22 protein-coding genes and 2 tRNA genes are annotated in these 26,426 nt (G+C 69.8%); 10 read left to right on the top strand and 14 right to left on the bottom strand.

The window, feature by feature from the left end; genetic code table 11:
• Positions 1–86 precede the first annotated feature (86 nt).
• Positions 87–437 carry a RidA family protein gene (locus D9599_RS05980; protein ID WP_043835755.1) on the top strand — a complete coding sequence of 117 codons (351 nt, stop codon included), beginning with the start codon at positions 87–89 and terminating at the stop codon, positions 435–437.
• A gap of 442 nt (positions 438–879) precedes the next feature.
• Positions 880–1,554 carry a CHAP domain-containing protein gene (locus tag D9599_RS05985; RefSeq protein ID WP_232480187.1) on the top strand — a complete coding sequence of 225 codons (675 nt, stop codon included), beginning with the start codon at positions 880–882 and terminating at the stop codon, positions 1,552–1,554.
• Between the two features lie 196 nt (positions 1,555–1,750).
• Here the strand turns inward: D9599_RS05985 and D9599_RS05990 are convergent, their stop codons facing one another.
• The 3 genes from D9599_RS05990 to D9599_RS06000 all read right to left on the bottom strand — a co-directional run bounded on the left by D9599_RS05990 (position 1,751) and on the right by D9599_RS06000 (position 5,259).
• On the bottom strand, positions 1,751–3,121 hold the full coding sequence (locus D9599_RS05990; protein ID WP_198380307.1) for a PleD family two-component system response regulator: 1,371 nt from the start codon (positions 3,119–3,121) through the stop codon (positions 1,751–1,753).
• A 297-nt stretch (positions 3,122–3,418) separates the two neighbouring features.
• Positions 3,419–4,060 (bottom strand): VOC family protein, encoded by a 642-nt coding sequence (locus D9599_RS05995; protein WP_198380308.1) that lies wholly within the window; start codon positions 4,058–4,060, stop codon positions 3,419–3,421.
• A 14-nt stretch (positions 4,061–4,074) separates the two neighbouring features.
• The gene (locus D9599_RS06000) at positions 4,075–5,259 is read right to left on the bottom strand and encodes an alanine--glyoxylate aminotransferase family protein (protein ID WP_198380309.1); all 1,185 of its coding nucleotides are present in this window, start codon (positions 5,257–5,259) and stop codon (positions 4,075–4,077) included.
• An 83-nt stretch (positions 5,260–5,342) separates the two neighbouring features.
• Here D9599_RS06000 and D9599_RS06005 point away from each other — a divergent pair, with 83 nt between their 5' ends.
• The 6 genes from D9599_RS06005 to D9599_RS06030 all read left to right on the top strand — a co-directional run bounded on the left by D9599_RS06005 (position 5,343) and on the right by D9599_RS06030 (position 14,629).
• Complete coding sequence (locus D9599_RS06005; protein WP_198380310.1) at positions 5,343–6,497, top strand: ring-opening amidohydrolase; 1,155 nt, start codon at positions 5,343–5,345, stop codon at positions 6,495–6,497.
• An 86-nt stretch (positions 6,498–6,583) separates the two neighbouring features.
• On the top strand, positions 6,584–9,505 hold the full coding sequence (locus D9599_RS06010) for an FAD-binding and (Fe-S)-binding domain-containing protein (protein WP_198380311.1): 2,922 nt from the start codon (positions 6,584–6,586) through the stop codon (positions 9,503–9,505).
• Between the two features lie 407 nt (positions 9,506–9,912).
• Positions 9,913–11,043 (top strand): OmpA family protein, encoded by a 1,131-nt coding sequence (locus D9599_RS06015; RefSeq protein ID WP_198380312.1) that lies wholly within the window; start codon positions 9,913–9,915, stop codon positions 11,041–11,043.
• Positions 11,044–11,266: 223 nt separating this feature from the next.
• Entirely contained in the window at positions 11,267–12,391 is a 1,125-nt protein-coding gene (locus D9599_RS06020; RefSeq protein ID WP_198380313.1) for an OmpA family protein, read from the top strand.
• A 143-nt stretch (positions 12,392–12,534) separates the two neighbouring features.
• Positions 12,535–12,816, top strand: a complete 282-nt coding sequence (locus D9599_RS06025) for a DUF3253 domain-containing protein (protein WP_198380314.1) — start codon at positions 12,535–12,537, stop codon at positions 12,814–12,816.
• Between the two features lie 79 nt (positions 12,817–12,895).
• Positions 12,896–14,629, top strand: a complete 1,734-nt coding sequence (locus D9599_RS06030) for an ABC transporter ATP-binding protein/permease (protein ID WP_198380315.1) — start codon at positions 12,896–12,898, stop codon at positions 14,627–14,629.
• Positions 14,630–14,872: 243 nt separating this feature from the next.
• Here the strand turns inward: D9599_RS06030 and bfr are convergent, their stop codons facing one another.
• From bfr to cydD, 5 genes are all read right to left on the bottom strand, one after another.
• On the bottom strand, positions 14,873–15,361 hold the full coding sequence (bfr, locus tag D9599_RS06035) for a bacterioferritin (RefSeq protein WP_198380316.1): 489 nt from the start codon (positions 15,359–15,361) through the stop codon (positions 14,873–14,875).
• A 74-nt stretch (positions 15,362–15,435) separates the two neighbouring features.
• The gene (locus D9599_RS06040; RefSeq protein ID WP_198380317.1) at positions 15,436–15,624 is read right to left on the bottom strand and encodes a bacterioferritin-associated ferredoxin; all 189 of its coding nucleotides are present in this window, start codon (positions 15,622–15,624) and stop codon (positions 15,436–15,438) included.
• Positions 15,625–15,819: 195 nt separating this feature from the next.
• A complete protein-coding gene (gene recQ, locus D9599_RS06045) occupies positions 15,820–17,643 on the bottom strand; it encodes a DNA helicase RecQ (protein WP_198380318.1) in 1,824 nt (607 codons plus the stop codon).
• A 139-nt stretch (positions 17,644–17,782) separates the two neighbouring features.
• The gene (gene cydC / locus D9599_RS06050; RefSeq protein WP_198380319.1) at positions 17,783–19,435 is read right to left on the bottom strand and encodes a thiol reductant ABC exporter subunit CydC; all 1,653 of its coding nucleotides are present in this window, start codon (positions 19,433–19,435) and stop codon (positions 17,783–17,785) included.
• Positions 19,432–21,102: a thiol reductant ABC exporter subunit CydD gene (cydD, locus tag D9599_RS06055; protein WP_198380320.1), complete on the bottom strand. Its 1,671-nt coding sequence runs from the start codon at positions 21,100–21,102 to the stop codon at positions 19,432–19,434. Before cydD ends, cydC begins: the two co-directional genes overlap by 4 nt.
• Positions 21,103–21,217: 115 nt before the next feature.
• Here cydD and D9599_RS06060 point away from each other — a divergent pair, with 115 nt between their 5' ends.
• Entirely contained in the window at positions 21,218–22,111 is an 894-nt protein-coding gene (locus D9599_RS06060) for a polysaccharide deacetylase family protein (protein WP_198380321.1), read from the top strand.
• A gap of 4 nt (positions 22,112–22,115) precedes the next feature.
• Here the strand turns inward: D9599_RS06060 and D9599_RS06065 are convergent, their stop codons facing one another.
• Positions 22,116–23,234, bottom strand: a complete 1,119-nt coding sequence (locus tag D9599_RS06065) for an S-(hydroxymethyl)glutathione dehydrogenase/class III alcohol dehydrogenase (protein ID WP_198380322.1) — start codon at positions 23,232–23,234, stop codon at positions 22,116–22,118.
• Between the two features lie 76 nt (positions 23,235–23,310).
• On the opposite strand from D9599_RS06065, the gene D9599_RS06070 reads away from it, so the two are divergent.
• On the top strand, positions 23,311–23,721 hold the full coding sequence (locus D9599_RS06070; protein WP_198380323.1) for a PaaI family thioesterase: 411 nt from the start codon (positions 23,311–23,313) through the stop codon (positions 23,719–23,721).
• Positions 23,722–23,782: 61 nt separating this feature from the next.
• Here the strand turns inward: D9599_RS06070 and D9599_RS06075 are convergent.
• From D9599_RS06075 to tatC, 5 genes are all read right to left on the bottom strand, one after another.
• A tRNA-Arg gene (locus D9599_RS06075) sits at positions 23,783–23,859 on the bottom strand.
• A 12-nt stretch (positions 23,860–23,871) separates the two neighbouring features.
• A complete protein-coding gene (locus D9599_RS06080; RefSeq protein ID WP_043836412.1) occupies positions 23,872–24,183 on the bottom strand; it encodes an ETC complex I subunit in 312 nt (103 codons plus the stop codon).
• 28 nt (positions 24,184–24,211) lie between these two features.
• Positions 24,212–24,285, bottom strand: a tRNA-Pro gene (locus D9599_RS06085).
• A gap of 55 nt (positions 24,286–24,340) precedes the next feature.
• Positions 24,341–25,615, bottom strand: a complete 1,275-nt coding sequence (gene serS / locus D9599_RS06090; protein WP_198380324.1) for a serine--tRNA ligase — start codon at positions 25,613–25,615, stop codon at positions 24,341–24,343.
• A gap of 9 nt (positions 25,616–25,624) precedes the next feature.
• Positions 25,625–26,413 (bottom strand): twin-arginine translocase subunit TatC, encoded by a 789-nt coding sequence (gene tatC, locus D9599_RS06095; RefSeq protein WP_043836416.1) that lies wholly within the window; start codon positions 26,411–26,413, stop codon positions 25,625–25,627.
• Between the last annotated feature and the right edge of the window lie 13 nt (positions 26,414–26,426).

Here is a 26,426-nt window from a genome sequence, read left to right on the forward strand (position 1 = left end):
GCACTCGCGCGGGATCGGCGCCTTGCAGCGCCCCCGTCCCGCGCCCTAGAAGCCCCGCGCCATTCCGGCCTCGGAGTTTCCACGAAATGAGCGCGATTCTTCGCAAGGGCAACGGCCCGGTTCTCTCGACCTCGGTCGAGTACCACGGCTTCGTCTATCTCGCCGGCATCACCGCCGACGACCTTTCACAGGATGTGTCCGGGCAGACCCAGCAGATCCTCAACAAGATCGATGCCGCCCTGGAGGAGCACGGGACGGACAAGACCCGCCTCCTGCAGGCCCAGGTCTGGCTGAAGGACATCCGTGACCGCGACGCGCTGAACAAGCTCTGGACGGCTTGGCTGCCTCAGGGCGGCGCCCCGGTGCGCGCCTGCGTCGAGGCCAACATGGCCGACCCTCGTCACCTGGTGGAGATCATGGTCACCGCCTGCCGCTGACCATGACCGGACGGGGCGGGCTCAGCCTGCCTCGTCCACGACGCCGTCTGTACGTCCGTAAATCTGCCTGACTCGATATCAGACGATGTGTGGCATTGCTGCAGCAACACTGTGTCTCTCACCTGATCGAGAGTCGAAAGCCAAGAATTAATTCCCGATCTTTGAACGGCCGTGGCGCTTCATCAAGCAAATCAAGGCTTGTTGCGCGGTGCAATAAACTCCGCCGTTGCCGGCTTTTGCAGCATGCCAGTAACACCCCCGTGACAGCGCCACGGAAGGCGTGGCCGGCGAGAAGCCGGTGGGGGCGAAGGACATCGCGTTGGGGGTTTCCATGCAGGCAAAGAATGCTGCAGCAATTATCGCGGTTTGCGGACTGGTCCTCGCACCGCAGCTCAGCTCCTCAGCCGCTGCCTCACCAAGCCGGAGTGGGACGAAGCAGGTCTTGGCCTCGCGCCAGGCCACCGACGCTAACCGTGATATTTCCGCCGCGAGCCCCCTACGTAGCGCCGGCACCAAGGCACCCGGCCGGCGCAGCGACGAGCGCGACGCGCCCGGCATCTACGCGACCCCGGCCTACGAGTTCCGAGGCAGCCTCTCCTGCGTTCCCTATGCCCGGATGGTGACGGGCATTGAGGTGACGGGGAACGGGGGAACCTGGTGGCACAACGCGGCTGGTCTATACCAGCGCGGGCAGCGGCCGGAACCCGGTGCGGTCCTCGTCTTCCGCGCCTCCGGTGGGATGCGCTCCGGCCACGTGGCCGTCGTGGAGCGACAGGTCTCGGCGCGCGAGATCACGATCCATCACGCAAACTGGGAAGGCCCAGGCATCCGCAAGGGCACCGTGACGCGCAACATCGCCGTGATGGACGTCTCACCCGCCAACGACTGGACCGAAGTGCGCGTGCAGGTCGGGCGTGAGCCCGGCACCTTCGGCCGCGAGTATCCGACCTACGGCTTCATCTTCAACCGGCCCGAGCCCGGTGCGATGCCGCGCGGACCGATCATGGTGCGGAACAGCCGGGACATGCAGGAAGTCGCGGAGGCGCCGGCGCCCAGCGCCCACCTGCGCTTCATCAATACCTCGCTTGGTGGCTTGGGAATCGAAGGGGCTCGCTGAGCCGGCACCGCGTTCTCGGTATCCGCGCGGCAAGCACAGCCCTGGCGCCTGGGCTGGGTGGCTGCGGCCACAAGGGTCAGCTTCCCACTGGTGACCCTCCTGCGCGTGGTGGTCTCAGGCCACGGGGCCGAGACGCGCCGGCTGAGGGATCATCCAAACAGATGGAAGGCGCCGCCCTCCGCGCAGCCGCCCGCGGTCAGGCCGTGCGCCGCTCCCAATCCGTCGGCCCAGCCAGTTCCACCCGGTTCCTGCCCTTGGCCTTCGCCCGGTAGAGGGCAACATCTGCCGTGCCGGCCAGGGTTTCCACCGTGCACTCCGGCACGGCTACCGCCACGCCGATGCTGATGCTGACGTTGAGCGAGCGGTCGCCCACCGAGATTGGTGCATCGCAGATCGAAAGGCGGAGGCGCTCCGCCACGAGGCTGGCATCATCGGGAGGCTGGTGCGCCATGGCGACGACGAACTCCTCGCCGCCGAAGCGGGCCACCACGTCCACGGCGCGCAGGTGCAGGCGCAGACGATCGGCCACCTCCTTCAGCACCGCGTCCCCCACGACGTGACCGTAGGTGTCGTTCACGGCTTTAAAGCGGTCCACGTCGATGAGCAGGAGCGTGGCGCCGCCCGCACGGAGCAGCCCTTCAAGGTGGCGGGTGACGTAGCGACGGTTGCGCAGGCCCGTGAGGCTGTCGGTCACCGCAAGTTCCAGGCTGCGCTGGAGGTCGCCGCGAAGGCGTTCCTGGTAGCGCTTGCGGCGGATCTGGTTGCGGGCGCGGGCGCGCAGCTCGTTCGCGTCCACCGGGCGCAGCACGTGGTCGTTCGCGCCGATGTCGAAGCCGCGCAGTACCTGATTGCGCTGATCCGCATCGGCGATGAGCAGCACAGGCACCTCGCGCATCGAGCTCTGGGCGCGCATTCGCGACGCGAGGCGCAGCCCCTCGCCGTCGTTCAGCCAAAGGCTGAGCACCGCAAGGTCGAACTCTTCCTGCAGCAGGCGATCCCAGGCGGCGTTCACGTCCGGGGCGCGCGTCACAACGATGCCGTCCTGGGCAAGGATGCTCGAGAGCGTCACCGCCTCTGCCTCGTCCTCGGTGGCGAGAAGTGCGTGGGCGCCGGCGACGCTCCGCGAGGGATCAGGCAGTGGTTCGAAGCCGAGGTCCTTGGCGGTCTCGGCGCGCAGGCGGAAGGCGTCCAGCACCTGCTTCGTGCGCAGCAGGGCGCGCAGTCGAGCAAAGAGCGTCGCGTGATCCACGGGCTTGGAGAGGAAGTCGTCAGCCCCAGCCTCCAGGCCGCGCACGCGTTCGGCCTGGTCCACCAGCGCCGTGATCATCACCACGGGGATATAGGAGGTGAGCGGCGAGGACTTGAGGTGGCGGCAGACCTCGTAACCGTCCATGCCAGGCATCATGACGTCGAGCAGGATGACGTCTGGCGACCAGGAATGGGCGAGCCTCAGCGCCTCCGGGCCGGAGCTGGCCAGGGCGACCTCATAATACTCGGCGTTGAGGCGCGCCTCGAGAAGCTTCAGGTTGGCGGCGATGTCGTCCACCACCAGCACACGGGCTGTCATGCCAGCCTATCCTGTCGCCTCTGTGCCCTGCCAGCTTACCATGCCCATGGAGCGTTCCAAGAAAGCCGGGCCTTCCTGCAGGTCTTTGTAGCGCGGCATCTCATGGCTGAATGGCGAATCCCGGCAAGCCCGACCTGGGCTGGTGCAGCCTCCGCCTCTTGCGGGGAGCGCAAGGCATATGTCTGCGCGACCCTTGGCGGGAATCCGGGCAGCCCACCTCGCCCGGACCCCACCGCTATCTCACGCAACCCGATAGAGTGAACAGGGGAAAAATAGTTTCGTTATCGTCCTGGGGGATCACGTCGAGGCAAGGCTGCACGGACGGCCGTCGGGTCCGGTGAGGGTGACGGCAAGGCGGGGTACGGGCGCGTGCCCGACTCGCATGGCCTGCGAGAGTCCGCGCTGGGCAAGCGCAGCGGCAAGGATCTTCGGTTCCGGGTGCCCGCCCTCCAGGCCGAGTAGCCGGCAGCCGCTCTCGGGCAGGGAGGGCGGCCGCGCCGGATCCACCCACTCAATCGTCGAGGGAAGCAGGCCGCCCAAATCCGCATCCGTTGGCGGGGAGGCGAAGCGCCAACTCAACCCGCCGCGAGACATCGGCCGCGCGGGGCCCAGGCCACCAGGGCCGAGTCGGGCGGCGAGGGCGTCCAACCCCTCCGTCCGCGCCACCCAAGCGATGAGCGCGGGCCGGGCGGCGAGGCGGCGGAGAAGGGCCGCATCGTCCAATCCGAAGAGCCTCGGCCGAGCGGGGGCCGGCTGGCCGGGATCGGGGGCGATCACCTCGAGATAGGCGCCCTCCCCCAGGCCGAGGAGGAGGTTGTGGGTGCCCGCGCCCTCATGGGCACCGCCTGGCCCGGGGCGAAGGCCGAGCAGCGCCTCGACGAAGTCAGCTCCCTCCCCAAGGGTCGCGGCGCCGATGACGATATGGTCGAGGCTGGCCATCAGCGCCGCGCGCCTCAGGCGTTGCCCGCCAGGTAGTCCATAGCTGCCTTCACCCCGCCATCCTCGTGCGGAACGCCCGCGACGCGCAGCCCCATTTCGACCCCGCCGAGCGTGCCGAGAAGCGAGAGGTCGTTGAAGGCGCCGAGATGGCCGATGCGGAAGACCCGGTCGTTCAGCCGGCCGAGGCCGTTGCCGAGCGACATGTCGAAGCGCTCCAGGATCGCTGCCCGCAAAGCGTTGGCCGAGTGCCCCTCGGGCACGCGGACGGCGGTCAGCACGGGGGAGAAGTGCCGAGGCTCGGCGCACTGCACCTCAAGGCCCCAGGCGCGCACGGCGCGGCGCGTGGCCTCCGCGTGGCGCTCATGCCGGGCAAAGACGTTCGGCAAGCCCTCCTCCGCCAGCATGTCCATGGCGGTATCCAGCGCGTAGAGCATGTTCGTCGCGGGCGTGTAGGGAAAGTAGCCCGTCGCGTTGGCGGCAATCATCGGCTTCCAATCCCAGAAGCTGCGCGGCAGCTTCGCAGTGTCGCTCGCCTTCAGCGCCTTCTTTGACACGGCGTTGAAGGAGAGGCCGGGCGGCAGCATCAGCCCCTTCTGGCTGCCCGAGACGGTGACATCCACGCCCCACTCGTCGTGCTTGTACTCGACGGAGCCGAGGGAGGAGATGGTGTCCACCAGCAGCAGTGCCGGGTGGCCAGCCGCGTCCATCGCGCGGCGCACCTCGTCAACGCGCGAGGTGCAGCCGGTGCTCGTCTCGTTGTGGACGACGCAGACGGCCTTGATCTCATGCCCCTTGTCGGCGCGCAGGGCTTCCTCGATGGCCGGCACATCGGCGGCGCGGCGCCAATCGGTCTCGATAAGGCGCGGCTTGAGGGCCAGGCGCTCGGCCATCTCCTGCCAGAGATGGGCGAACCAGCCCGTCTCGCACATCAGCACGGTGTCGCCGGGAGAGAGGGTGTTCACCAGCGCCGCCTCCCAGGCGCCGGTTCCGGAGGCGGGATAGATCACCACCGGCCCCTCTGTTCCGAAGACCGGCTTCACCTTCTCCAGCACGCGCTTGCCGAGAATGCCGAAATCGGGCCCGCGATGGTCCATGGTCGGGTTGTCGAGGGCACGAAGCACGCGGTCCGGCACGTTGGTTGGCCCGGGGATCTGCAGGAAGTGGCGCCCGTTCTCGGGTCGGGTGGTGAAATAGGCCATGGGGCGTCCTCCGCTCTGGGGCCGGTCTAGCCCCCTCCCCCGCGCGCTGCCAATGAGTTCGGCACCTGCGATTGATGAGGATTATGGATGCCGGGGCCTTTCCCTCCGCCGGGGTTGCGGTAAGCCTCCCCGCCATGACCCGCCGCGCCGCCCTTCACCGTGTTCCTATGGCCCATCCGGGGGATGCATCCGCCGTCGAGGCCCTGATCGACGGTGGCGGGCTGGACCCGGCGACCATCGTCGCCATCCTCGGCAAGACCGAGGGCAATGGCTGCGTGAACGACTTCACCCGCGCCTATGCCGTGGCCGAACTCGGCACGATGCTCGCAGGGCGCCTGGGCACCACGCGGACGTCGGTGCTGGAACGGGTGGCCATGGTAATGTCGGGCGGCACAGAGGGCGGTCTCTCGCCGCATCTCCTCGTGCTGACGGTCTCGGACACCGACGAGCCGCCAGTGGGTGCACTGGCGATCGGCACCGCCTTCACGCCCGAGTTCCGGCCGGAGGAAATCGGCCGCATGTCCCAGGTGGAGGCCACCGCCGCCGCTGTGCGGGACGCCATGCGCGCGGCCGGCCTCTCCTGCCCCTCGGACGTGCACTTCGTGCAGGTGAAGTGCCCGCTTCTCACCACCGCCCGCGTGGCCGAGGCCGCTGCGCGCGGAGGGGATGTCGCGACGGCCGACACCTATGAATCCATGGGCCTGTCCCGCGGCGCATCCGCCCTCGGCGTCGCCCTGGCGCTGGAGGAGGTGCCCCATGCCGCCCTGTCGGACGCGGTGATCGGGCAGGACTTCTCCCTCTGGTCACGCCGGGCCAGCGCCTCGGCCGGGGTGGAGCTGACGCGGAACGAGGTGATCGTCTTCGGCGTCAGTTTCGACTGGGCGGGGGACCTGACGATCGCCCACGACGTGATGCGGGACGGCATCGACCTGCCGGCAGTGCAACGGGCGCTCGCGGGCGCCGGGCTGGATGCCGGTGGGGGGCAACTCGATGCGGCGCAGGCCGAACGGCTGGTCGCCCTGCTCGTGAAAGCCGAGCCCTCTTCCACTGGCACGATCCGCGGCCGCCGCCACATCATGTGGGACGACAGCGACATCAACGCGACCCGCCACGCCCGGGCGCTCGTGGGCGGGGTGGTCGCGGCCGCGATAGGGCGGACGGACCTCTTCGTCTCCGGCGGCGCCGAGCACCAGGGGCCGGACGGCGGCGGGCCTGTGGCGGTGATCGCGCGGCGCTGATGAGTTCGGCGCATCCCATTGATGAGGATTATGGATGCGACGGCCTGACCCGCCTCGGCTAGGTTGGTCGCGCAGGAGACGTCCGAATGAACGCCATCACTCGCGCGCGTAGCGCCCCCGGCGACAGCCGCCTTGCTGCCCGCCTGAAGCGGGAAACCGCGGGGGAGGTGCTCTTCGGCGCCGGCGACCGCGGTCGCTACGCGACGGATGCGAGCATCTATCAGGTCGAGCCCGTCGGCGTTCTGGTGCCGCGCAGCATCGAGGACGTGGCGACGGCAATGGCGATCTGCCGCGAGGAGGGCGTGCCCGTGCTGCCACGCGGCGGCGGGACGAGCCAGTGCGGGCAGACGGTGAACCGCGCCCTCGTGGTCGACTGTACGCGGCACCTTCGTAACGTCGTCTCGGTGGATAAGGCGGCAATGCAGGCGACGGTGCAGCCTGGCATTGCCCTGGGTGCGCTAAATGATGCCCTGAAGAAGGACGGGCTGTTCTTCCCCGTCGATCCCTCGACCTGGGCGCGCTGCACGATCGGGGGCATGGCCGCGAACAACTCCTGCGGCTCGAAGTCCATCCGCTACGGGCTGATGGCGGACAATGTGCTCTCCATCGACGCCATCCTGCCGAACGGCGACCGGTTCACCTTCGGCGAGCTGCCGGACAATCTCGGCGAGGGCGTGCCGGGCTCGGTCGCGGAGTTGGTAACGCGCTTGCGCGCACTCGGTGCCGCCGAGGCCGCGGAGATCGCGGCGCGCTTCCCGAAGGTGCTGCGCCGGGTGGGCGGCTACAATCTCGAGGCGCTGACGCCAGAGGCGCGGGCGAATGGCCGCGGCAACCTCGCGCGCATTCTCGTCGGCAGCGAGGGCACGCTCGCCTTCTCGGCCGGCATCGACCTCAAGCTCTGGCCAATCAAGCCGCGCAAGGCGCTCGGCATCTGCCAGTTCCCGACCTTCCGCGCGGCGATGGAGGCCTCGAAGCACCTCGTCACGCTGAACCCGGAGGCCGTGGAGCTGGTGGATCGCACGATGATTGATCTCGGCCGGTCCATTGACATCTATCGCCCGACAATCGACCGCATGGTCATCGGCGAACCGGACAGCCTGCTGATCGTCGAGTTCCACGGTCATGAGGACGCGGCGCTGGCGCGAGAGCTGCGCCGGCTGGACGAGATGATGGCCGACCTTGGCTATCCGGGCGCCGTGGTGGAGTGCATCGATTCCGGCTTCCAGGCAGCGGTCGCCGAGGTGCGCGAGGCCGGGCTGAACATTATGATGTCCATGAAGGGCGACGGGAAGCCGGTCTCCTTCATCGAGGACACCGCCGTGCAGCTCGACGACCTCGCCGATTACACGGAGCGGCTGAACGAGGTCTTCGAGCGCCATGGCACCAAGGGCACCTGGTACGCCCATGCGAGCGTCGGCTGCCTGCATGTCCGCCCCGTGCTGAACATGAAGAGCGGCGAGGACGTGCGGCGGATGCGCGAGATCGCCGAGGAGTGCTTCGCCCTCGTCCGCGAGTACAAGGGCAGCCATTCCGGCGAGCACGGCGACGGCATCGTGCGCTCCGAGTTCCACGAGGAGATGTTCGGGCCGCGCATCGTGCGCGCCTTCGAGGCGGTGAAGGACGCCTTCGACCCGGAGGGGCTGATGAACCCCGGGCGGGTGGTGCGCCCGGCGAAGATGGATGACCGCAGCCTGTTCCGCTACCCGCCGGACTACGCGGCAGACCCCTCATTGAAGCCGGTGCTGGACTGGTCGGCCTGGCCGGGGCCGCAGGGCGGTTTCCTCGGCGCGGTCGAGATGTGCAACAACAACGGCACCTGCCGGAAGTTCGACGCGGGCGTGATGTGCCCGAGCTTCCGGGCCACGCGCAACGAGCGCGACCTGACACGCGGGCGCGCCAACACGCTGCGCCTGGCGCTGACCGGCCAGCTCGGCCCAGACGCGCTTGCCTCCGACGAGGTGGCGGAAGCGCTCTCGCTCTGTGTCTCCTGCAAGGCCTGCCGGCGCGAGTGCCCGACCGGCGTGGACATGGCGAAGATGAAGATCGAGGCGCAGCACGCGCGCGCAAAGCGCGACGGCGTCTCCGCGAAGGATCGACTGATCGCCAGCCTGCCGCGGTGGGCCCCGATGGCGTCCCGCCTGCCAGCTCTGGCCAACGCGCGCGAGTGGGTGCCCGGCGCGCGCGGAATAGGGGAGCGTGCACTGGGCTTCTCGCGGGAGCGCGCCCTGCCCCGCTTCTCCGGCAAGCCTTTCCGCGACATTGAGGCCGACGCACCCGCCCCGCGCGGCGACGTCGTGCTGCTGGCCGATACCTTCAATCGCTATTTCGAGCCGGAGAACCTGCACGCCGCCCGGCGCGTGCTGCGGGCGGCCGGCTACCGCGCGGTCTCGGCGCGCGCAGCCAACAGCGCGCGGCCGCTCTGCTGCGGGCGCACCTATCTTGCTGCGGGCATGGTGGACGAGGCGCGGGCGGAGGCGCGGCGTACGATAGATGCGCTCTCTAGCTCGGACCTCCCGGTGGTAGGGCTGGAACCCTCCTGCCTCCTCACACTGCGGGACGAGTTCAAGTCGCTCCTCCCAGGCGCCGAAGCGGACCGGCTCTCTGATCGCGCAGTGCTTCTCTCTGAGTTCCTCGTGCGCGAGAAGGCCGAACTGCCGCTGAAGGCAGTGGCACCGGCCGCGCATATCCACGGCCACTGCCACCAGAAGTCCTTCGGCGCCTTCCCAGAGGCGGTGAAGGCCCTACGCGCAGTGCCGGGGCTGGAGGTGAAGCCCATCACCTCCTCCTGCTGCGGCATGGCCGGCGCCTTCGGCTACGACGCGCGGCGGGTGGAGGTCTCGAAGGCCATGGGAGAGCTCTCCCTCGCGCCGGCGGTGCGCGCGGCACCCGCCGAGGATCTGATCGTGGCCGACGGCACCTCCTGCCGTCACCAGATACAGGAACTGACGGGGCGTGAGGCGCTGCACAGCGCGCGCGTTCTCGACCAGGCACTACTACGGCAGGGTTGAACCGCAGGGCCGCGTCCAGGCGCCGCCCGCTGCTGGCAAGGCAAGCAGCAGGAGGCGCTTCCCCGAGCGCGCTTGCGTGCGGAACTTGCTTCTTGGGAGAACCAGCGCCTGTTCCTGTGCAGCGCCGAGGCCGCGGCACGACGGGCCGGCAGATTAGGGTACGGGCCTACGGCGAGGGCCGTCCGATGCTCCCCACGGCCGAAGGTATTTGCGCGGCGCAGGCTCCCCACGCGAAGTTCGTTCTAAGGTGATTTTTGGTACATACTCGTAATTATGTGTCTCTTGGGGCACAACTTGTCGTTGCGTAACAGACAGGGGTTCTGCACCCGGCTCACGAGGGTATGATCCGGGAATAGCTCAGTGCCGCCCCTCCCGGACGGCAAAGCCGCCATTGAAAGATCAGCCCGATGAGTCGCCTGCGCGCCCTTGCCCTCGCCAGCACGATGCTTGCCCTGCCTCTTGCGGCACAGGCGCAGCCCGTGACGGGGCTTTATGTCGGTGCAGGGGCTGGCCTGAACTATGTCCAGGGAACCGAGAGCAACCTGACTGGCAACGCCGCCGCCGCGGCCCGGGCCGCCGGCATCTCCACGGGCGTCGAGGTCAACTGGGAGAACGGCTACGCGGTGGTCGGCTCGCTCGGCTGGGGCTTTGGGAACGGCCTGCGCACGGAAGTCGAGGGCTTCTACCGCAACAACGACTATCACGGCACCACGGTCGCTGGCCTCGCGAGCCGGCGCAATGGCGGCAACCTCTGGCAGGCCGGCGCCATGGTGAACGCCCTCTATGACGTCGACCTCCGTCGCTTCGGCTGGGCGCAGCCCATCTTCACCCCCTATATCGGCGTGGGCATCGGCTGGTCGCACGTGACGCAGGATGACGTGCGGAGCGACTTCCGTCCGGTCCGCTCGCAGGTCATCGTCAGCAGCGGCGACGATGACGTCTTCGCCTTCCAGGGTATCGCCGGCGCGTCCTTCCCGCTCGGCAACACCGGACTCAGCCTGACGGCCGAGTACCGCTTCTTCGGTACGACCAAGCCGACCTTCGACGTCGCCCAGCGCCAGACGATCAGCAACACGGTGACCCTGAGCCGGCAGGGCCAGGAGAACTTTAACCACAGCGCGCTGCTCGGCCTGCGCTACGTGTTCAACCAGCCGCGCGCCGCTGTGCCGGTGGCCGTCGCCCCCGCGCCGGCCGCGGCGCCTGCGCCTGCCCGCACCTACCTCGTGTTCTTCGACTTCGACCGCGCCGACCTGACGGACCGCGCCCGCCAGATCATCGCCGAGGCCGCCCAGGCCGTGAACACGACCGGCACCACCCGCATCGAGGTGGCCGGCCACGCCGACCGCTCGGGCACCCCGCAGTACAACCAGCGCCTGTCCCAGCGCCGCGCCGAGGCCGTTGCGGCCGAGCTGTCGCGCCGTGGCATCGCCCGCAGCCAGATGTCGATCCAGGCCTTTGGCGAGAGCCGCCCGCTGGTCCCGACCGCCGACGGCGTGCGCGAGCCGCAGAACCGCCGCGTGGAGATCGTCCTGCGCTGAGCAGGCGATCCCTCACCGGGAGAACAGGAGGGGGCGGGACCGCAGGGTCCCGCCCCTTTCTTCATGGTTTGTCAACTTAGGTTACGAGAACTGTGTCCCTCACGACACAGCGCCGGGTCATCGTTTTTTTCGGCAGGAACCTGCAACCTAGCTGAATGTTGTGGAGGCCAGCGGTGCCTATCTGTCGGCCGCTACCGTTCCTCCGTTTTCTAAGGATCACTCCATGTCGCTTCGCAAGGCTCTTCTGGCCGCTACGATGCTGGCGCTGCCCCTTGCCGCGCAGGCCCAGCCCGTTTCCGGCCTCTACATCGCCGGTGGCTTCGGCGCGAACTGGCTGCAGGATGCGAAGCTCGGCGCCACGGGCCCCCTGGCCGACTCCCTCGCCCGCTCCGGCATCAGCCCGCGCGGCGAAGTCGCCTTCAACACCGGCTTCGTCGGCCTGGCCAGCCTCGGCTGGGGCTTCGGCAACGGCCTCCGCGCCGAGGTCGAGGGCAGCTACCGCCAGAACGACGTGGACAAGATCCGCGGCTTCCGCGGCACCACCAGCCAGGCGGACGGCAAGTCCCGCTCCTACGGCGTGATGGCCAACGTCTTCTATGACCTCGACTTCACCCGCTTCGGTGTGCCGACCTACGTCCAGCCCTACATCGGCGGTGGTATCGGCTACATCTGGCGCGACTTCGACGACGTGCGCGTGAACGTCCTCGGTGGTCAGCTCCGCAGCAGCGACACCGATGGCCGCTTCGCCTACCAGGGCATCGCCGGCCTCGCCGTGCCGCTGACGCAGTTCGGCGTTACCGGCCTGTCGCTCACCGCCGAGTACCGCTTCCTCGGCACGCTCGAGCACTCGATCGACACCACCAGCAGCGGCGGCGGCTTCTCCAGCTCGCGCGGCGGCACGAAGTCCGAGAACTACAACCACTCCGCCATCATCGGCCTTCGCTACGCCTTCAACCAGCCGCGCCCGGTGGCGCCGGCCCCGATGGTTGCCCCCGCGCCGGCCGCGGCGCCCGCGCCTGCCCGCACCTACCTCGTGTTCTTCGACTTCGACCGCGCCGACCTGACGGACCGCGCCCGCCAGATCATCGCCGAGGCCGCCCAAGCCGTGAACACGACCGGCACCACCCGCATCGAGGTGGCCGGCCACGCCGACCGCTCGGGCACCCCGCAGTACAACCAGCGCCTGTCCCAGCGCCGCGCCGAGGCCGTTGCGGCCGAGCTGTCCCAGCGCGGGATCAGCCGCTCGCAGATCACGGTCCAGGCCTTCGGCGAGAGCCGCCCGCTGGTCCCGACCGCCGACGGCGTGCGCGAGCCGCAGAACCGCCGCGTGGAGATCGTCCTGCGCTGAGCAGGCGATCCCTCACCGGGAGAACAGGAGGGGGCGGGACCGCAGGGTCCCGCCCCTTTCTTCATTGTAGCCCCCTGGCCAAGGGCAAAGCCCTCTTTGGCTCCACGGGCCAAGTCTCCTCCATAGTGCTATAGCTGGGCGCCATGATCAGCATTCCCGACCAGAAACTCATCCAGGACGAGATCCTTCGCCAGGTCGCCACGCGCGCTGCCGGCCGCAGCATCTGCCCGAGCGAGGTGGCGCGTGCCTTCCTGCCCGAGGGCTGGCAGCCGCTGATGGGTCCGGTGCGCCGGGCCGCCGTGGCCCTCGCGCGGGAGGGGCGGCTTGAGGTGCTGCGCAAGGGACGTCCCGCCGACCTGGACGAGTTGCGAGGCGTGATCCGCCTCCGTGCGCCGCTGCCGCCGGGCGAATCAGCACCGGAATAGCGCGCCGCGGAAGGCGCCCGATTGACCGGAGTGCCGGGCGGGAAGCATTGATCCTCCCGAACGGACCGGACCTTCCGCCATGCGAACCATTCCTGCCGCGCTGCGCGACGCTTGGGCGCTCTCCCGCCCCTTCTGGACCGGGGACGGGCGATGGGCGGCGCGAGGTCTGCTGGCGGTGGTGGTGGTGCTGAACCTCGCGCTCGTCGCGATGAACGTGATCCTCACCTACTGGCAGCGCGGCTTCTACAACGCGCTGGAGACGAAAAATTGGGAATCGTTCATCAGCCTGCTGCTCCTCGGCGGGCCGACGGACGATGCCGGCTACATGCCGGGCTTCAGCCTTATCGCGGCGCTTTACATCGTCGTCGCGGTCTACGCGCTCTACCTCAAGCAGGCCTTGCAGATCCGCTGGCGAACCTGGCTGGCAGAGAACCTCACGGCCCGCTGGATGGGCGGCCGCGCCTATTACCGCCTGGCTGTGTCCGGCGACGGCGGCACCGACAATCCGGACCAGCGCATCTCCGAGGACACGCGGCTCTTCGTTGACAGCACGCTGACCCTCGGCCTGGGTCTGATGCGCGCGGTGGTCACGCTCATCTCCTTTATCGTGGTGCTCTGGAGCCTCTCGGGGGAGGTGACGGTCTTCGGCGTGGTTGTCCCAGGCTACCTCGTCTGGGTTGCCCTCGCCTACTCCGTGGTGGGCACCTGGATCACCCACCGGATCGGGCGGAAGCTGATCGGCCTGAACTTCCTGCAGGAGAAGGTCGAGGCCGACTTCCGCTACGCCCTCGTCCGCGTGCGCGACCATGTGGAGGGCATCGCCCTCCAACGCGGCGAGGCGGAGGAGCGGGCCGGGCTGCAGGGCCGCTTCGGTGCGCTGATCGCCAATTGGTGGGCGATCATGCGGGCGACGAAGCACCTCACCTTCTTCACCGCCGGCTTTGGGCAGGTCGCGACGATCTTCCCCTTCGTGGTCGTGGCGCCGAACTACTTTGCCGGGCGCATCCCGCTCGGCGCGCTGGTCCAGACCTCCTCGGCCTTTGGCTCCGTGCAGGAGGCGCTCTCCTGGCTGGTGAATAACTACTCCGAGGTGGCCTCCTGGCGCGCGACGGTGCAGCGCCTGTCGGGCTTTGACATCGCAATCAGGGCAGCCGAGATGCGTGCAGGCGAAGGTCCATCCGTCGAGGCCGGGGCGCAGGAAGAACTCAGGGTTTCCGGGTTGAACGTCCGGCTCCCCGACGGGCGGCTCCTCGTGGAGGGTGCCGATATGGCGGTTTCGCCGGGAGAGGCCGTGCTCCTCACTGGTCCTTCAGGCAGCGGCAAATCCACCCTGTTCCGCGCGCTGGCAGGAATCTGGCCCTTCGGCCAGGGCCGCGTCGGCGTGCCGGCCGGGCGGCCGGCGCTCTTCCTGCCGCAGAGGCCCTACCTGCCGCTCGGCACGCTGCGCCGGGCCCTTTGCTACCCCGCCAGCGAGGCGGACTTCGACGACAGCACGGTTCGGGCCGCACTTACTGATGTCGGGCTCGGCCAGCTGGTGCCGCGCCTCGACACTGCGGAGGACTGGGAGCGCATCCTCTCCGGCGGCGAGCAGCAACGGCTGGCCTTCGCCCGAGCCCTCCTGCAACGCCCCGCCTGGCTCTTCCTCGATGAGGCGACCGCCAGCCTCGATGCGGCGGCGGAAGCGGAACTCTACGCCCTTGTGCGGGAGCGACTCCCCGGGACTGCGGTCATCTCGATCGCCCACCGGGCTGCGCTGGCGGCCTTCCACGACCGCGCGCTGCGTCTGGAGAGGGGAAAGCTGGTGCCGGCCTGACTTCGGCGGCGTAAGTATCTCCGGGGAAAGGAAGCAGGAGTTCCCCCTTTCCCGATCCCCCGGGCCGTCGACCCGCGGCGATTGCGCGCGCAGGAACGGCGCCAACGCATGGAACCAGCTAGCGACTAACGCATTGGCGCCAGCGAGCTGAGGCTTCGAGGGCCTCAGCTCCCTGGTCGATCCGCGACGCTGCCTCGGACGGCTAGAGCGGGCAGCGCCCTCTCCACGGCCGGGGCGCGAACCTCAATGGTCTTGGTCGGGCGCCGGGTCCGAGTTGAGGAGAGTGTAGCGTTCCTCGCCGATGCGCTCGATAAGGGTGAACTGCGCGTGGAGGAAGTCCTCGTGCTTTTCCTCGTCCGCCAGGATCTTTAGGAGGAGGTCGCGCGAGACATAGTCGCGCACCGCCTCGCAATGGGCGATGCCGTCCTTAAGGTCCTGGATAGCCTTCTGCTCAAGGCGGGAGTCGCACTCGAGAACCTCCTTCACCGTCTGCCCGATGAGCACCTGATTGAGGCGCTGGACGTTGGGCAGCCCGTCGAGGAAGAGGATGCGCTTGATGAGCCAGTCGGCGTGGCGCATCTCCTCGATCGATTCCTCGTACTCGTGCTTGCCGAGCCGGGTGACGCCCCAGTGGTTCAGGGTGCGTGCGTGGAGGAAGTACTGGTTGATCGCCGTCAGCTCGTTGCTGAGCTGCGTGTTCAGGTATTCGATGACCTTCGGATCGCCGGCCATGGGGTGCGCCCTTTCCTAGATGGGCCGGTGATGGGGCCTGGAGGCGGCCCGGTCAATTCGAACCTTGGCCGCGCCTAGTTCGCCGCGCTCGTCTCCGCCTCCGCGTTGCGGGCGCGCAGCATGCAGAGGATCGTGCCGGTGCAGGAACCGCACTGCGCGCGGCACTGGCAGGCCGCATAGACGTCGTGAGTCCGACTGGCACCGGCCGAGATGGCAGCCTGGATACGCGTGTCGCTCAGCCCGTTGCAGATGCAAACATACATGCGGCGAGGCTCCCCTCCCCGGACCGGCCGGGGTGGGAGGGTTCTAGCAGTTGCGAAAGTTCCTGCAAGTCATTCGCAACATGAAAACGCGGAAAGAGCCTCGAACCCTCCCCGCCTCGGGGCCTGCGCCACGAGGAGGACGCCGAACTGGTAGCCAACGGGGCCGCCGCTCTACCGGCAAGGTGGGCCTGAAGGTTACCCCGCTTCGCGCAACACCCGGAGCACGTCCTGTCCATAGCGCTCGAGCTTCGAGGCGCCGACGCCGTGGACGGAGGCGAGGGCATCGATGCTCCCCGGCCGGCGCGCCGCAATCTCCTCCAGCGTGCGGTCTGGGAAGATGACGTAGGCGGGCACGGCCTGTCGGGTCGCCTCCTCCTTCCGCCATGCACGCAGCGCCTCGAAGGTCTCGCTGCCCGCGGCAGCGGAGAAGGCAGGCGCGGCGCGGCGCTCCCCCCGCTGCCGCCGCGAGGCGCGGGCAGCCTCGCGCAGGGCGGATTCCTGGAGGAAGACCGGCTGGTTGCCCTTCAGGATCGGCCGCGCGGCCTCGGTCGCCTGGTAGATTGGCAGGTTCGTCTCGCTCGCCATCTCCAGCGCGCCATGGGCGAGGAGATGGCGCGCGATGTTGCGCCAAGCGCCCTCCGCAACCTCCCGCCCGATGCCGAAGACTGAGAGGCTGTCATGCCCGAAGGAGCCGACCTTCTCCGTGCGGTTGCCGCGCAGCACGTCAACGACATGGCCGAGGCCGAAGCGACCGCCCGTGCGGTGGACGGCTGAGAGCAGCTTCCGCGCCGCCTCCGTCGCGTCCACGAGCCGCGGTGGGCGGAGGCAGGCGTCGCAATTGCCGCAATCCTGGGGCAGGTCGTCGCCAAAGCAGCGCAGCAGCAGGCGGCGGCGGCACGTCGCACTCTCCACGATGGCGACGAGGCGATCCAGCCGCTCGTGGTCAAGGCGCTTCTGCGTCTCCGCGGCCGGGCTCTCGGCGATGCGGCGGCGGGCGACCGCGATGTCCTCGGCGCCGTAGAGGAGAAGGGCGCGGGCGGGGGCGCCGTCGCGGCCTCCGCGGCCAATCTCCTGATACCAAGACTCGGGGCCGCCGGGCAGCGCCAGATGGGCGACCCAGCGTACATCCGGCCGGTCGATGCCCATGCCGAAGGCGATGGTCGCTGCCATGACGACGGGATCGCCGGACGAGAAGCGGCGTTCCGCCGCGCGGCGGTCGGCGGGCTCCATGCCCGCATGGTAATGCAACGCGTCGTAGCCCTCCCGCTTCAGGCGGGCTGCGGTGCGCTCGGTCTCGGCGCGACTCGGGCAATAGATGATACCGGCGCCGCGTCCGTCGTCGGCCTCCTCCATGAAGGCGGCAATCTGCGCGGTCGGGTTGTCTCGCGGCGCGACCTCGATGCGGATGTTCGGACGGTCGAAGCTGCCGCGGAAGACGGGAGCGTCCGTAAGCGATAGACGCTCGCGGATGTCGTCCACGGTGCGGGCGTCCGCCGTGGCCGTCAGCGCCACCCGCGGCACCTCGGGGAAGCGCTCCGCCAGCATCGTCAACGCGCGGTATTCGGGGCGGAAGTTGTGTCCCCAGGCGGAGATGCAGTGCGCCTCGTCCACGGCGAAGAGGGAGAGGTCGCGGCGTGCGAGGCGCTCGGCGGTGCCCTCCAGCGCCAGCCTCTCAGGCGAGACGTAGAGAAGCTTCAGCCGACCGTTCGAGAGGTCGAGCGAGACGCGGCGCCGCTCCTCCTCGTCCAGCCCCGAATGGAGCGCGGCGGCGGCGACGCCCTGCTGGCGCAGCGCCGCCACCTGGTCCTCCATCAGCGCGATCAGCGGCGAGACGACGACGCCGAGTCCGGGGCGGCAGAGGGCCGGCACCTGGTAGCAGAGCGACTTGCCGCCGCCCGTCGGCATCAGCACGAGACCGGAGCCGCCGGCGGTGACGTGCTCCACGATCTCGGCCTGCCGCCCACGGAAATCGGGAAAGCCGAAGACGTCGTGCAGGACGGTGCGGGGATCACCGCTCAAGCCCGCGCCTCCTGAGGGGGAGCCGTGAGTCGGGTCCGCGCCGCGGCGGCGGGATGGTGTTCGGTGCGCTTCATGGGGTCCGGATGAGATGGGGCAGCGCGCGCCCGGCAGACAGGGGTCGGGCGCGGAAAGGAGCGGGTCAGGACATCGCCGGCAGCGCGCGGCCGCCCGCGAGGCGGAGGATGCGCGTCGGCCGCTCCACCCCGATCAGGCGATGGGTGATGAGGATGGAGCTGCGCCCGCCGAGCGCGGTGTCGAGCGTCTCAAGGAAGGCGCGCTCCGTCGCGGCGTCGAGCCCAGCCGTCGGCTCGTCGAGGATGACGATGGAGGCGGGCGAAAGCAGCGCGCGAGCGAGGGCGATACGACGCGCCTGCCCGCCGGAGAAACGGGCACCGGCCTCGCCGCAGCGCGTCTCCAGCCCCTCCGGCAGGGCACGGACGAGCTCGGCGATCTGCGCGCGCTCCAGCGCATGCCAGAGAGCGGCATCCGGCGCCTCCGGTGCCGCGAGGCGGAGGTTGGCGGCGATCGTGTCGTCGAAGAGGGTTGCGTCCTGCGTCAGGCAGGCGATGCGCGCGCGCACGGCGTCGGTCGACAGCGTGGTGTAATCGGCGCCGCCGAGGGTGATGTGCCCCGCCTGCGGCGCCGCCAGCTTCAGCAGCAGGGCCGCGAGCGTGGACTTGCCGATGCCAGAGGGGCCGAGCAGCGCGATGCGCGCGCCTTCTGGCAGGTCGAGGGAGAGGTCCTCGAAGACCGGCGTCCGGTCCTCGGCCCAAGCGAAGCGAAGGCCGCGAACCGAAAGGGCGTGGCCCTCCGGCGTCACTGAAATCGGTGGATCGGGCACGGGCACGGGGTGGTCGGCGGCTTCGAGCAAACGCCGGGCGCCGGCGGCGGCAAGGGCCAGCGCAGCGCCCGCGCGGGGCAGCGCACCCAGTGCATCGGCGGCGGCGAGGACGAGGAAGAGGGCAACGACGACGGCGCCTGCCTCCTCCCCACCCGAGACTCCCCAGGCGAGGGCGCCAAGCAGCGCGCCCTGGGTGAGCACCGTGCCGGCCGCGCCGCCGAGGGAACCCGCGCGGGTCAGGCGCCGCCGCTCAAGGTCCATCGTATGGGCCGCGGCCTCGACGCGCGCGGTGGCGCGGCCCTCGGCATTGGCGCCGAGGATGTCCTCCATGGCCGTCAGCGGCTCCACCGTCTCCGCGCGCAGGGCACCCGTGGCCTCGGCGGTGCGTGTGGCGGCCCGGCCGGCGAAGGGTGCGATGGCAAGCGGCAGCAGCAGTGCAAGGGCGAGCGGCAGGGCGACGATCGCCGCCAGTACGGGCGCGATGGCACCGAGGATGACCGCGAGCGCCAGCACCACCGTGGCGGCGGCGGCCATAGGGACGAGGGCGCGGAGGTAGAGGCCGTCAAGCGCCTCCACGTCCGTGACGAGCCGGCCGAGCAGGTCGCCCGAGCGGGTCATGCCGGGGCCCGCCGTCAGGCGCTCCGAGAGGCGGCGGAAGAACCAGGTGCGGGTGTCCGCAAGCGCCCGGAAGGTCGCCTCGTGAGTCGCCATCCGCTCCGCCCAGCGAAGGAAGGGACGAAGGAGGATGAGCGGGCGGAGGAAGACGAGCAGCCCCGCGCCGGCGGCGAGCGTGCCGGTCGCAAGCCCCTGCCCCACGCCGCCGCCGGCCAGCGCCAGCAGCGCGACGCCCGCGAGCGCCGAGGCCCCGGCCGTCACCGCACCGAAGGTGAGCCAGCCGCCACGGGGCCGCCAGAGGCCGAGGATCCGGCCGAGGTCCCGCGCGGCGCTCATGTCGCCACCGCCCGGCGCTGGGCGACCACGCGGCCCTCGCGCAGTTCCAGCACCTTCGGGAAGCGGGCGCGCAGCATGGCGGAGTGGCTGGCGATGACGACGGTGCGCCCAGTGCAGAGGCGGCGGAGGCTGTCGAGCACCTGGCTCTCCGTAGCAGGGTCAAGATGGGCGGTGGGCTCGTCGAGCAACACGAGCGGCGCGTCCCGCAGGAAGGCGCGGGCGAGCGCGACGCGCAGGCGCTGGCCGCCGGAAAGCCCGTGCCCACCCTCCCCCACCGGAGTGTCGAGGCCCTGCGGCAGTTCGTCCGCGAAAGCCGAGACCTGGGCGGCGCGCGCGGCGGCCTCTACCGCGGCGTCGGTCGCCTCGGGCCGGGCAAGGCGGATGTTCTCGCGGATGGATGCGCGGAGCAGGACCGACCGCTGCGGCATATAGGCGATCAGCCGGCGCAGCTCGGCGGGGGCGAGGGCGAGCGCGTCCCGGCCGTTGAGAGCGATCCGGCCTTCGTCCGGCCGGGAGAAGCCCATCAGCAGCTTCAGGATGGTGGACTTGCCGGAACCGCTGGGTCCCGAAAGCACGAGGGCCTCGCCGGGCGTCACGCGGAAGGACACATCCTCGATCGCCAGGGGCCGGGCAGGATCCGGGCGATGGGAGAGGTGGTCCACCACGAGCGTGACGCTCGGCGGCACCTCCTCCAGCAGGAGCCCGGCTGGGGCGGGTGCGTCGAGGATGGGCGCGATGGCCGCTGCCGCTCCCTGGGCGGACATCCGCTCGTGATAAGCGGTGGAAAAGGCGCGGAGCGGCGCGAAGAAGGCGGGAACGAGGAGAAGGCAGAAGAGCGCCGCCACCGGGTCCGGATGGCCGGCGGCCGCGAGGTTGCCGTGCCGCCAGGCGAGGCAACCAAGGACGGCGGCGGCCACCAGCTCCAGCATGCCGGTCGAGAGGAAGGCGAGGCGCAGCACGCGCATGGTGCGCAGGCGCAACTCCTGCGCGGCGGCATCGAGCGCGCGGGCCTCGTCGTCTTGCCGGCGGAAGAGCACGAGGGTGGGCAGCCCGCGCATTCGGTCGAGGAAGCGGCCCGAGAGGCGCTGCAACGCGTCGAATTGCCGCCGACTGGCGACCGAGGCGCCGATGCCGGAGACGGCCATGCCGACCGGGACGAGCAGCCCGGCCGCGACGAGGATCATGCCGCTGAGCGCGTCGGCCGCGAAAGCGGCCAGCGCCACCATCAGCGGCCCCATCATCGCAAGCGCCGCCGAGGGGATCCAGCGGGCGAAGTAGCCGTCCACGGCCTCCACGCGGTCCACGGTCAGGGCCGCGCCCTCGCCAGCCGGGCGCGCGGAGGGGGTTTCCGCCAGGAGCCGGCGGAAGAGGCGGCGGCGGAGATTGGCGCGCGATGCCTCCCCCGCGCGGGCGGAAGCGGCTTCCTGCGCCACCACCAACCCGACCTGCAACAGCGCCAGCCCAGCAGCCGCGGCCAGGGTGCCCGCTCCTGCCGCACCGTATCCGAGCAGCGTCGCGAGCAGCGTCGCCACCAGCCAGGCCTGCGCAATGCCCGCGGCCGATGCCGCCAAGCCGAGCAGGATGGGCAGCATCAGGGCGGCGCGACCCTCCCGCGCGGCGGCGGAGAGGAGGGCGCGGGCAGGATCTCGGCCGGCACGTCGGGACATGATGGGCGGCTTCTTACGTCATTCGCGGGGCTGGCGGAATGCGGCACGGGTGCTGCACCCGCGAAGCACCACGGCCGTCTATCTTGTGCCGAATCACTCCCCAACGAGGTCCCGCATGCTGCCCGTGCACGGAAGACATGGCTACCACCCTTGGCGCGGCCGCCCATCCTGGCGTTGGCCGGGTGAGGCGCGGCTGGCCGTCTATTTCGGCGTGAACCTCGAGCACTTCGCCTTCGGCGAGGGGCTGGGGGCGGAGCTGGCGCCGGGAGGGCCGCAGCCGGACGTGCTGAACCACGCCTGGCGGGACTACGGCAACCGAGTGGGCGCCTGGCGGCTGATCGAGACGTTGGACGAACTCTCGCTCCCTGCGACCGTGCTGCTCAACTCCGCCATGTACCACCATGCGCCCGCGCTGGTGGCCGCGCACCGGGCGCGGGGCGACGAGATCGCAGGCCACGGCCGCACGAACTCGGAGCGCCAGTCGACCCTGCCCGAGGCGGAGGAGCGGGCGCTGATCGCGGAGGCGACGGCGGCGATCGCCACGCATGAGGGCGCGCCGCCGCGGGGCTGGCTCTCCCCCTGGATCGCCGAGAGCCATGCCACCCCCGACCTGCTGGCGGAGGCGGGCTACGGCTACACCTTTAACTGGTGCAGCGACGACCAGCCCGTCTGGCACCAGACCCGCCACGGCCGGATCATGGCCATCCCCTACCCCCAGGAGGTGAACGACATCCCCTCCATCATCGCCCGCAAGGACGGCGCGGCGCAGTTCGCCGAGATGATCGTGGAGGATTTCGAGGAGCGGCTGCGCCAAGTTCGGGACGGCGTGGCGCAGGTGATGGGCATCGCGCTCCACCCCTACATCGTCGGGCAACCCTACCGGATGCGGGCGCTGCGGCGCGCGCTGGCGCATGTGGCGGCGCGGCGGGAGGAGGTTTGGCTCACCACCGCGGGCGCCGTCTTCGACCACGCGCGCGCCCTGCCCCCGGGGAACATCCCCGGGGACTAGGCCCTCAGAAGGTCACCACGGACCGGATGCTCTTGCCCTCGTGCATGAGGTCGAAGGCGTGATTGATCCCATCCAGCGGCATGGTGTGGGTGATCAGGCTGTCGATGTCGATCTTCCCCTCCATGTACCAGTCCACGATCTTCGGCACGTCCGTGCGCCCGCGCGCGCCGCCGAAAGCCGAGCCGCGCCAGTTGCGGCCGGTGACGAGCTGGAAGGGGCGGGTCGAGATCTCCTGGCCGCTGGGCGCCACGCCGATGATGATCGAAGTGCCCCAGCCGCGATGGGTGCACTCCAGCGCCTGGCGCATGGTGTTCACGTTGCCGACGCACTCGAAGGAGAAGTCGGCGCCGCCGTCGGTCAGGTCCTGGATGGCCTGCACCACCTTGTCCCGCCCGACCTCGTCCGGGTTGACGAAGTGGGTCATGCCGAACTTCCGGGCCATCTCGACCTTGCTCGGGTTCAGGTCCACACCGACGATCCGGTCCGCGCCCACCATCCGCGCACCTTGGATAACGTTCAGCCCGATCCCGCCGAGGCCGAAGACCACCACATTGGCGCCCGCCCAGACCTTGGCCGTGTAGACGACCGCACCGATGCCCGTGGTGACGCCGCAGCCGATGTAGCAGATCTTGTCGAAGGGCGCGTCCGGCCGGACCTTCGCCACCGCGATCTCCGGCAGTACCGTGAAGTTCGAGAAGGTGCTGCAGCCCATGTAGTGCCAGAGGGGCTTGTCCGGGTTCTCACACGAGAAGCGGGAGGTGCCGTCGGGCATGATCCCCTGGCCCTGTGTGGAGCGGATCGCGGTGCAGAGATTGCTGCGCTGGGAAAGGCAGGTTTTGCACTGCCGGCATTCCGGCGTGTAGAGCGGGATTACGTGGTCGCCCGGCTTCACGGCCGTGACGCCCGCGCCCACCTCGCGCACGATGCCCGCGCCCTCATGACCGAGGATGCAGGGGAACTTGCCCTCGCTGTCCAGGCCGGAGAGCGTATAGGCGTCGGTGTGGCAGACCCCCGTCGCCATGATCTCCACCAGCACCTCGCCGGGCTTCGGGCCCTCCAGGTCCACGGTCTCGATGCTCAGCGGCTTATTCGCCTCCCAGGCGACGGCAGCGCGGGTCTTCATTTGAGGGCGGCTTCCCTTCTCACTCGTCCGGTGACCTTATCCGGCCCAGGTGGGGCGGGCCAGGGGAGGCACGGGCGTGACGCTGGAGGAGCTGACGGCGCGGGTGCGCGAGGGCGTGCCGCTGGCGGGCGCGCTGGGTATCGAGGTGCTGCGGGCCGACGCAGGCTCTGCCCTGCTGCGAATGCCGCCCTCCTCCCTCTCCCTGCGGCCCGGCGGAACGGCCTCGGGTCCGGCGCTGATGACGCTGGCGGATGTCGGGATCTGGGTGCCCCTGCTGGTCGCGACGGGCGGGGCGGACAGCACGCGAACCGCCCAACTCGGCATCTCCTTCCTGCGGCCGGCGGGCGCAGCGGGCGTGCTGGCGGAGGTGCGCGTCGTCCGCCAGGGCCGCACCAGCGTCTATGCCGAGGTCTGGATGCGTGCAGAGGCGCAGGAGAAGCCCTGCGCGCACGCGACGGCGACCTGGATGAGAGCCACCGGCGCCTAAGGGCAGAGATTTGCCTGGCGTTAGGGCCGGTGAAAGCCCGCGGCCGCGACGGGTGGAAAGCTGGCGCACCCTGAGGGACTTGAACCCCCAACCAACCGGGTAGAAGCCGGTTGCTCTATCCAGTTGAGCTAAGGGTGCAACGACGGCGCCTCAGTGCGTCCAGTTGACGAGGCGGTCCGTGCGGAAATTATCGGCATAGGACTTCGGCCGCAGCGCCGGGATCTGCCGGCGGCGCTCGACCTCGTAAGGGATGCCCTTCGACTTGGCATAGGCCTCAGCCTGCTCCAGCGTGTCGAAGCGGAGGCGGACCTGGCGGTTCGTGTCGCCCGAGCCGTACCAACCCGTCAGCGGGTCGATCCGCTTCGGCTCGGAGGGCTCCCACTCAAAGATCCACTCGTCGGTGCGGCCCTGGCCGGACTGCATCGCGTTCCGGGCGGGCGAGTGGATGCGGGCCATGTTCATGCAGCAACTCCGGCGACTGGTCTCTAATTCGGGGCGGCGGGATTCGAACCCACGGCCTCCTGTACCCAAAACAGGCGCGCTACCAGGCTGCGCCACACCCCGTGAGACCGGGCGAAACTATGGGCCCGACGGCCTCGGCGCAATGGGCGCCGCGCGATTAGGCCGGGCCTATCGCCTCCGTGCCGCCCATGAAGGGGCGCAGCACGGGAGGGATGGCGATAGAGCCGTCCTCCCGCTGGTGCGTCTCCATGACAGCGACCAGGGCGCGGCCGACCGCGACGCCGGAGCCGTTCAGCGTGTGGAGGAAGACGTTCCCCTTCCCCTCCCGCGGCTTCATCCGGGCGTTCATGCGGCGAGCCTGGAAGTCCCAGCAGTTGGAGCAGGAGGAGATCTCACGCCAGGCCCCCTGCCCCGGCAGCCAAACCTCGAGGTCGTAGGTCTTGGCCGCGCCGAAGCCTGTGTCCCCGGCGCAGAGAAGGATTCGACGCCAGACGAGGCCGAGATCGGTGAGCACCCGCTCCGCGCAGCGCGTCATGCGCTCGTGCTCCTCGGCGGAGGCGTCGGGGGCGGTGATGGAGACCATCTCCACCTTCGAGAACTGGTGCTGGCGGATCATCCCGCGCGTGTCCCGCCCCGCCGAGCCCGCCTCGGAGCGGAAGCAGGGGGAGAGGGCGGCAAGGCGCATGGGCAGCGCGGATTCGGGCACGATCTCGCCGCGCACGCTGTTCGTCAGCGGCACCTCGGCCGTGGGGATGAGCCAGCGGTCGTCGGTGGTGCGGAAGAGGTCGTCGGCGAATTTCGGGAGCTGGCCGGTGCCGTACATGGTCGCGTCGTTCACCAGCAGGGGCACGACGGTCTCGGTATAGCCGTGCTCGTCCACCTGCAGGTTGAGCATCCACTGGCCGATGGCGCGCTCCAGCCGCGCGAGCGGCCCGCGAAGCACGGTGAAGCGGCTGCCGGCGAGCTTAGCCGCCGTCGTGAAGTCCATGCCGCCCAGTGCCTCGCCCAGCTCGAAGTGCTGCTTCGGGGCGAAGGGCAGGTTGGGCACCTCCCCGTGCTGGTGGAGGACGATGTTCGCGGTCTCGTCCCGGCCCTCCGGCACGTCGTCGTCAAGGAGGTTGGGCAGGGCTTCCAGGATGCGGGTTTGGGCGGCCTCGACGGCGGCGGCCTCCGCGTCGAGGCTCTCCATTCGGGTGCGAAGGGCGGTCGCCTCGGCCTCCATTGCCGAAGTGTCGGCGCCGGCCTTCTTCCCCTGGCCGATCTCGCGCGCCAGCGCGTTGCGGCGGGCCTGGGCCTCCTGCGCCGTCGTTTGGGCGGAGCGCCGGGCGGTGTCGAGCGTCAGCAGCTCGGACGAGACGGGGGCGAGCCCCCGCCGCGCGAGCGCAGCGTCGAACGCGGCCGGATCGGCGCGGACGGCCCGGATGTCATGCATGGGGTGGCCTCAGGTCGTCGGGGGCTTGGGCTTGGGCGTCATCCAGACCGCGGCCAGGATCGACAGCTCGTAGAGGGCCAGCAGCGGCACGGCGAGGCCGACCTGGCTGATAATGTCCGGCGGCGTCAGCACCGCGGCGACGACGAACATGCCGACGATCGCGTAGCGCCGCCCGCGCCGCAGCTGCTCCACGCTCAGGATGCCGACACGCGCCATGAGGGTAATGGCCACTGGCATCTGGAAGGCCACACCAAAGGCCAGGATCATGTGCATGACGAGCGATAGGTATTCAGAGACCTTCGCCTCGAGCTGCACCGGCAACCCGCCGCCGCCGGTCGGCGTCTCGAAGGAGATGAAGAACTTCCAGGCAAGCGGGAAGATGAAATAATAGGCCAGCGCGGCACCCATCACGAAGAGGACCGGCGAGGCAACGAGGAAGGGCGTGATGACCTTCTTCTCAGACTTATAGAGGCCGGGCGCGATGAAGAGCCAAAGCTGCGTGGCCCACATCGGGAAGGAGAAGAACACCGCCCCGAAGAAGGCCACCTTCAGGTAGGTGAAGAAGGCCTCGTAAAGCGCGGTGAAGATCATCCGCCGCTCGCCAGCGCCCTGGTGCATCAGGATGTCGGCCAATGGCCGCGCCAGGAAGCCGTAGATGGCGGTGGAGAAGTAGTAGCAGAGCGCGAAGGCGATCCCGAAGGCGCCGATCGACCACAGGAGCCGCGTGCGCAGCTCCAGCAGGTGGTCGATCAACGGCATGGGCTTGTCGTCGATCGTATCGTCGGGGTCGCGAGACACTGGGGCTGATGCT

This window comes from Roseomonas sp. KE2513, from assembly GCF_016107305.1.
Taxonomy (GTDB): Bacteria; Pseudomonadota; Alphaproteobacteria; order Acetobacterales; family Acetobacteraceae; genus Roseomonas.

What these genes read in the sequence shown, in the direction of transcription:
- D9599_RS05980 (WP_043835755.1), top strand. Translation starts at nt 87, where the DNA reads ATGAGCGCGATTCTTCGCAAGGGCAACGGCCCGGTTCTCTCGACCTCG.
- D9599_RS05990 (WP_198380307.1), bottom strand. Translation starts at nt 3,121, where the DNA reads ATGACAGCCCGTGTGCTGGTGGTGGACGACATCGCCGCCAACCTGAAG.
- D9599_RS05995 (WP_198380308.1), bottom strand. Translation starts at nt 4,060, where the DNA reads ATGGCCAGCCTCGACCATATCGTCATCGGCGCCGCGACCCTTGGGGAG.
- D9599_RS06000 (WP_198380309.1), bottom strand. Translation starts at nt 5,259, where the DNA reads ATGGCCTATTTCACCACCCGACCCGAGAACGGGCGCCACTTCCTGCAG.
- D9599_RS06005 (WP_198380310.1), top strand. Translation starts at nt 5,343, where the DNA reads ATGGATGCCGGGGCCTTTCCCTCCGCCGGGGTTGCGGTAAGCCTCCCC.
- D9599_RS06010 (WP_198380311.1), top strand. Translation starts at nt 6,584, where the DNA reads ATGAACGCCATCACTCGCGCGCGTAGCGCCCCCGGCGACAGCCGCCTT.
- D9599_RS06015 (WP_198380312.1), top strand. Translation starts at nt 9,913, where the DNA reads ATGAGTCGCCTGCGCGCCCTTGCCCTCGCCAGCACGATGCTTGCCCTG.
- D9599_RS06020 (WP_198380313.1), top strand. Translation starts at nt 11,267, where the DNA reads ATGTCGCTTCGCAAGGCTCTTCTGGCCGCTACGATGCTGGCGCTGCCC.
- D9599_RS06025 (WP_198380314.1), top strand. Translation starts at nt 12,535, where the DNA reads ATGATCAGCATTCCCGACCAGAAACTCATCCAGGACGAGATCCTTCGC.
- D9599_RS06030 (WP_198380315.1), top strand. Translation starts at nt 12,896, where the DNA reads ATGCGAACCATTCCTGCCGCGCTGCGCGACGCTTGGGCGCTCTCCCGC.
- bfr (WP_198380316.1), bottom strand. Translation starts at nt 15,361, where the DNA reads ATGGCCGGCGATCCGAAGGTCATCGAATACCTGAACACGCAGCTCAGC.
- D9599_RS06040 (WP_198380317.1), bottom strand. Translation starts at nt 15,624, where the DNA reads ATGTATGTTTGCATCTGCAACGGGCTGAGCGACACGCGTATCCAGGCT.
- cydC (WP_198380319.1), bottom strand. Translation starts at nt 19,435, where the DNA reads ATGAGCGCCGCGCGGGACCTCGGCCGGATCCTCGGCCTCTGGCGGCCC.
- cydD (WP_198380320.1), bottom strand. Translation starts at nt 21,102, where the DNA reads ATGTCCCGACGTGCCGGCCGAGATCCTGCCCGCGCCCTCCTCTCCGCC.
- D9599_RS06060 (WP_198380321.1), top strand. Translation starts at nt 21,218, where the DNA reads ATGCTGCCCGTGCACGGAAGACATGGCTACCACCCTTGGCGCGGCCGC.
- D9599_RS06065 (WP_198380322.1), bottom strand. Translation starts at nt 23,234, where the DNA reads ATGAAGACCCGCGCTGCCGTCGCCTGGGAGGCGAATAAGCCGCTGAGC.
- D9599_RS06080 (WP_043836412.1), bottom strand. Translation starts at nt 24,183, where the DNA reads ATGAACATGGCCCGCATCCACTCGCCCGCCCGGAACGCGATGCAGTCC.
- serS (WP_198380324.1), bottom strand. Translation starts at nt 25,615, where the DNA reads ATGCATGACATCCGGGCCGTCCGCGCCGATCCGGCCGCGTTCGACGCT.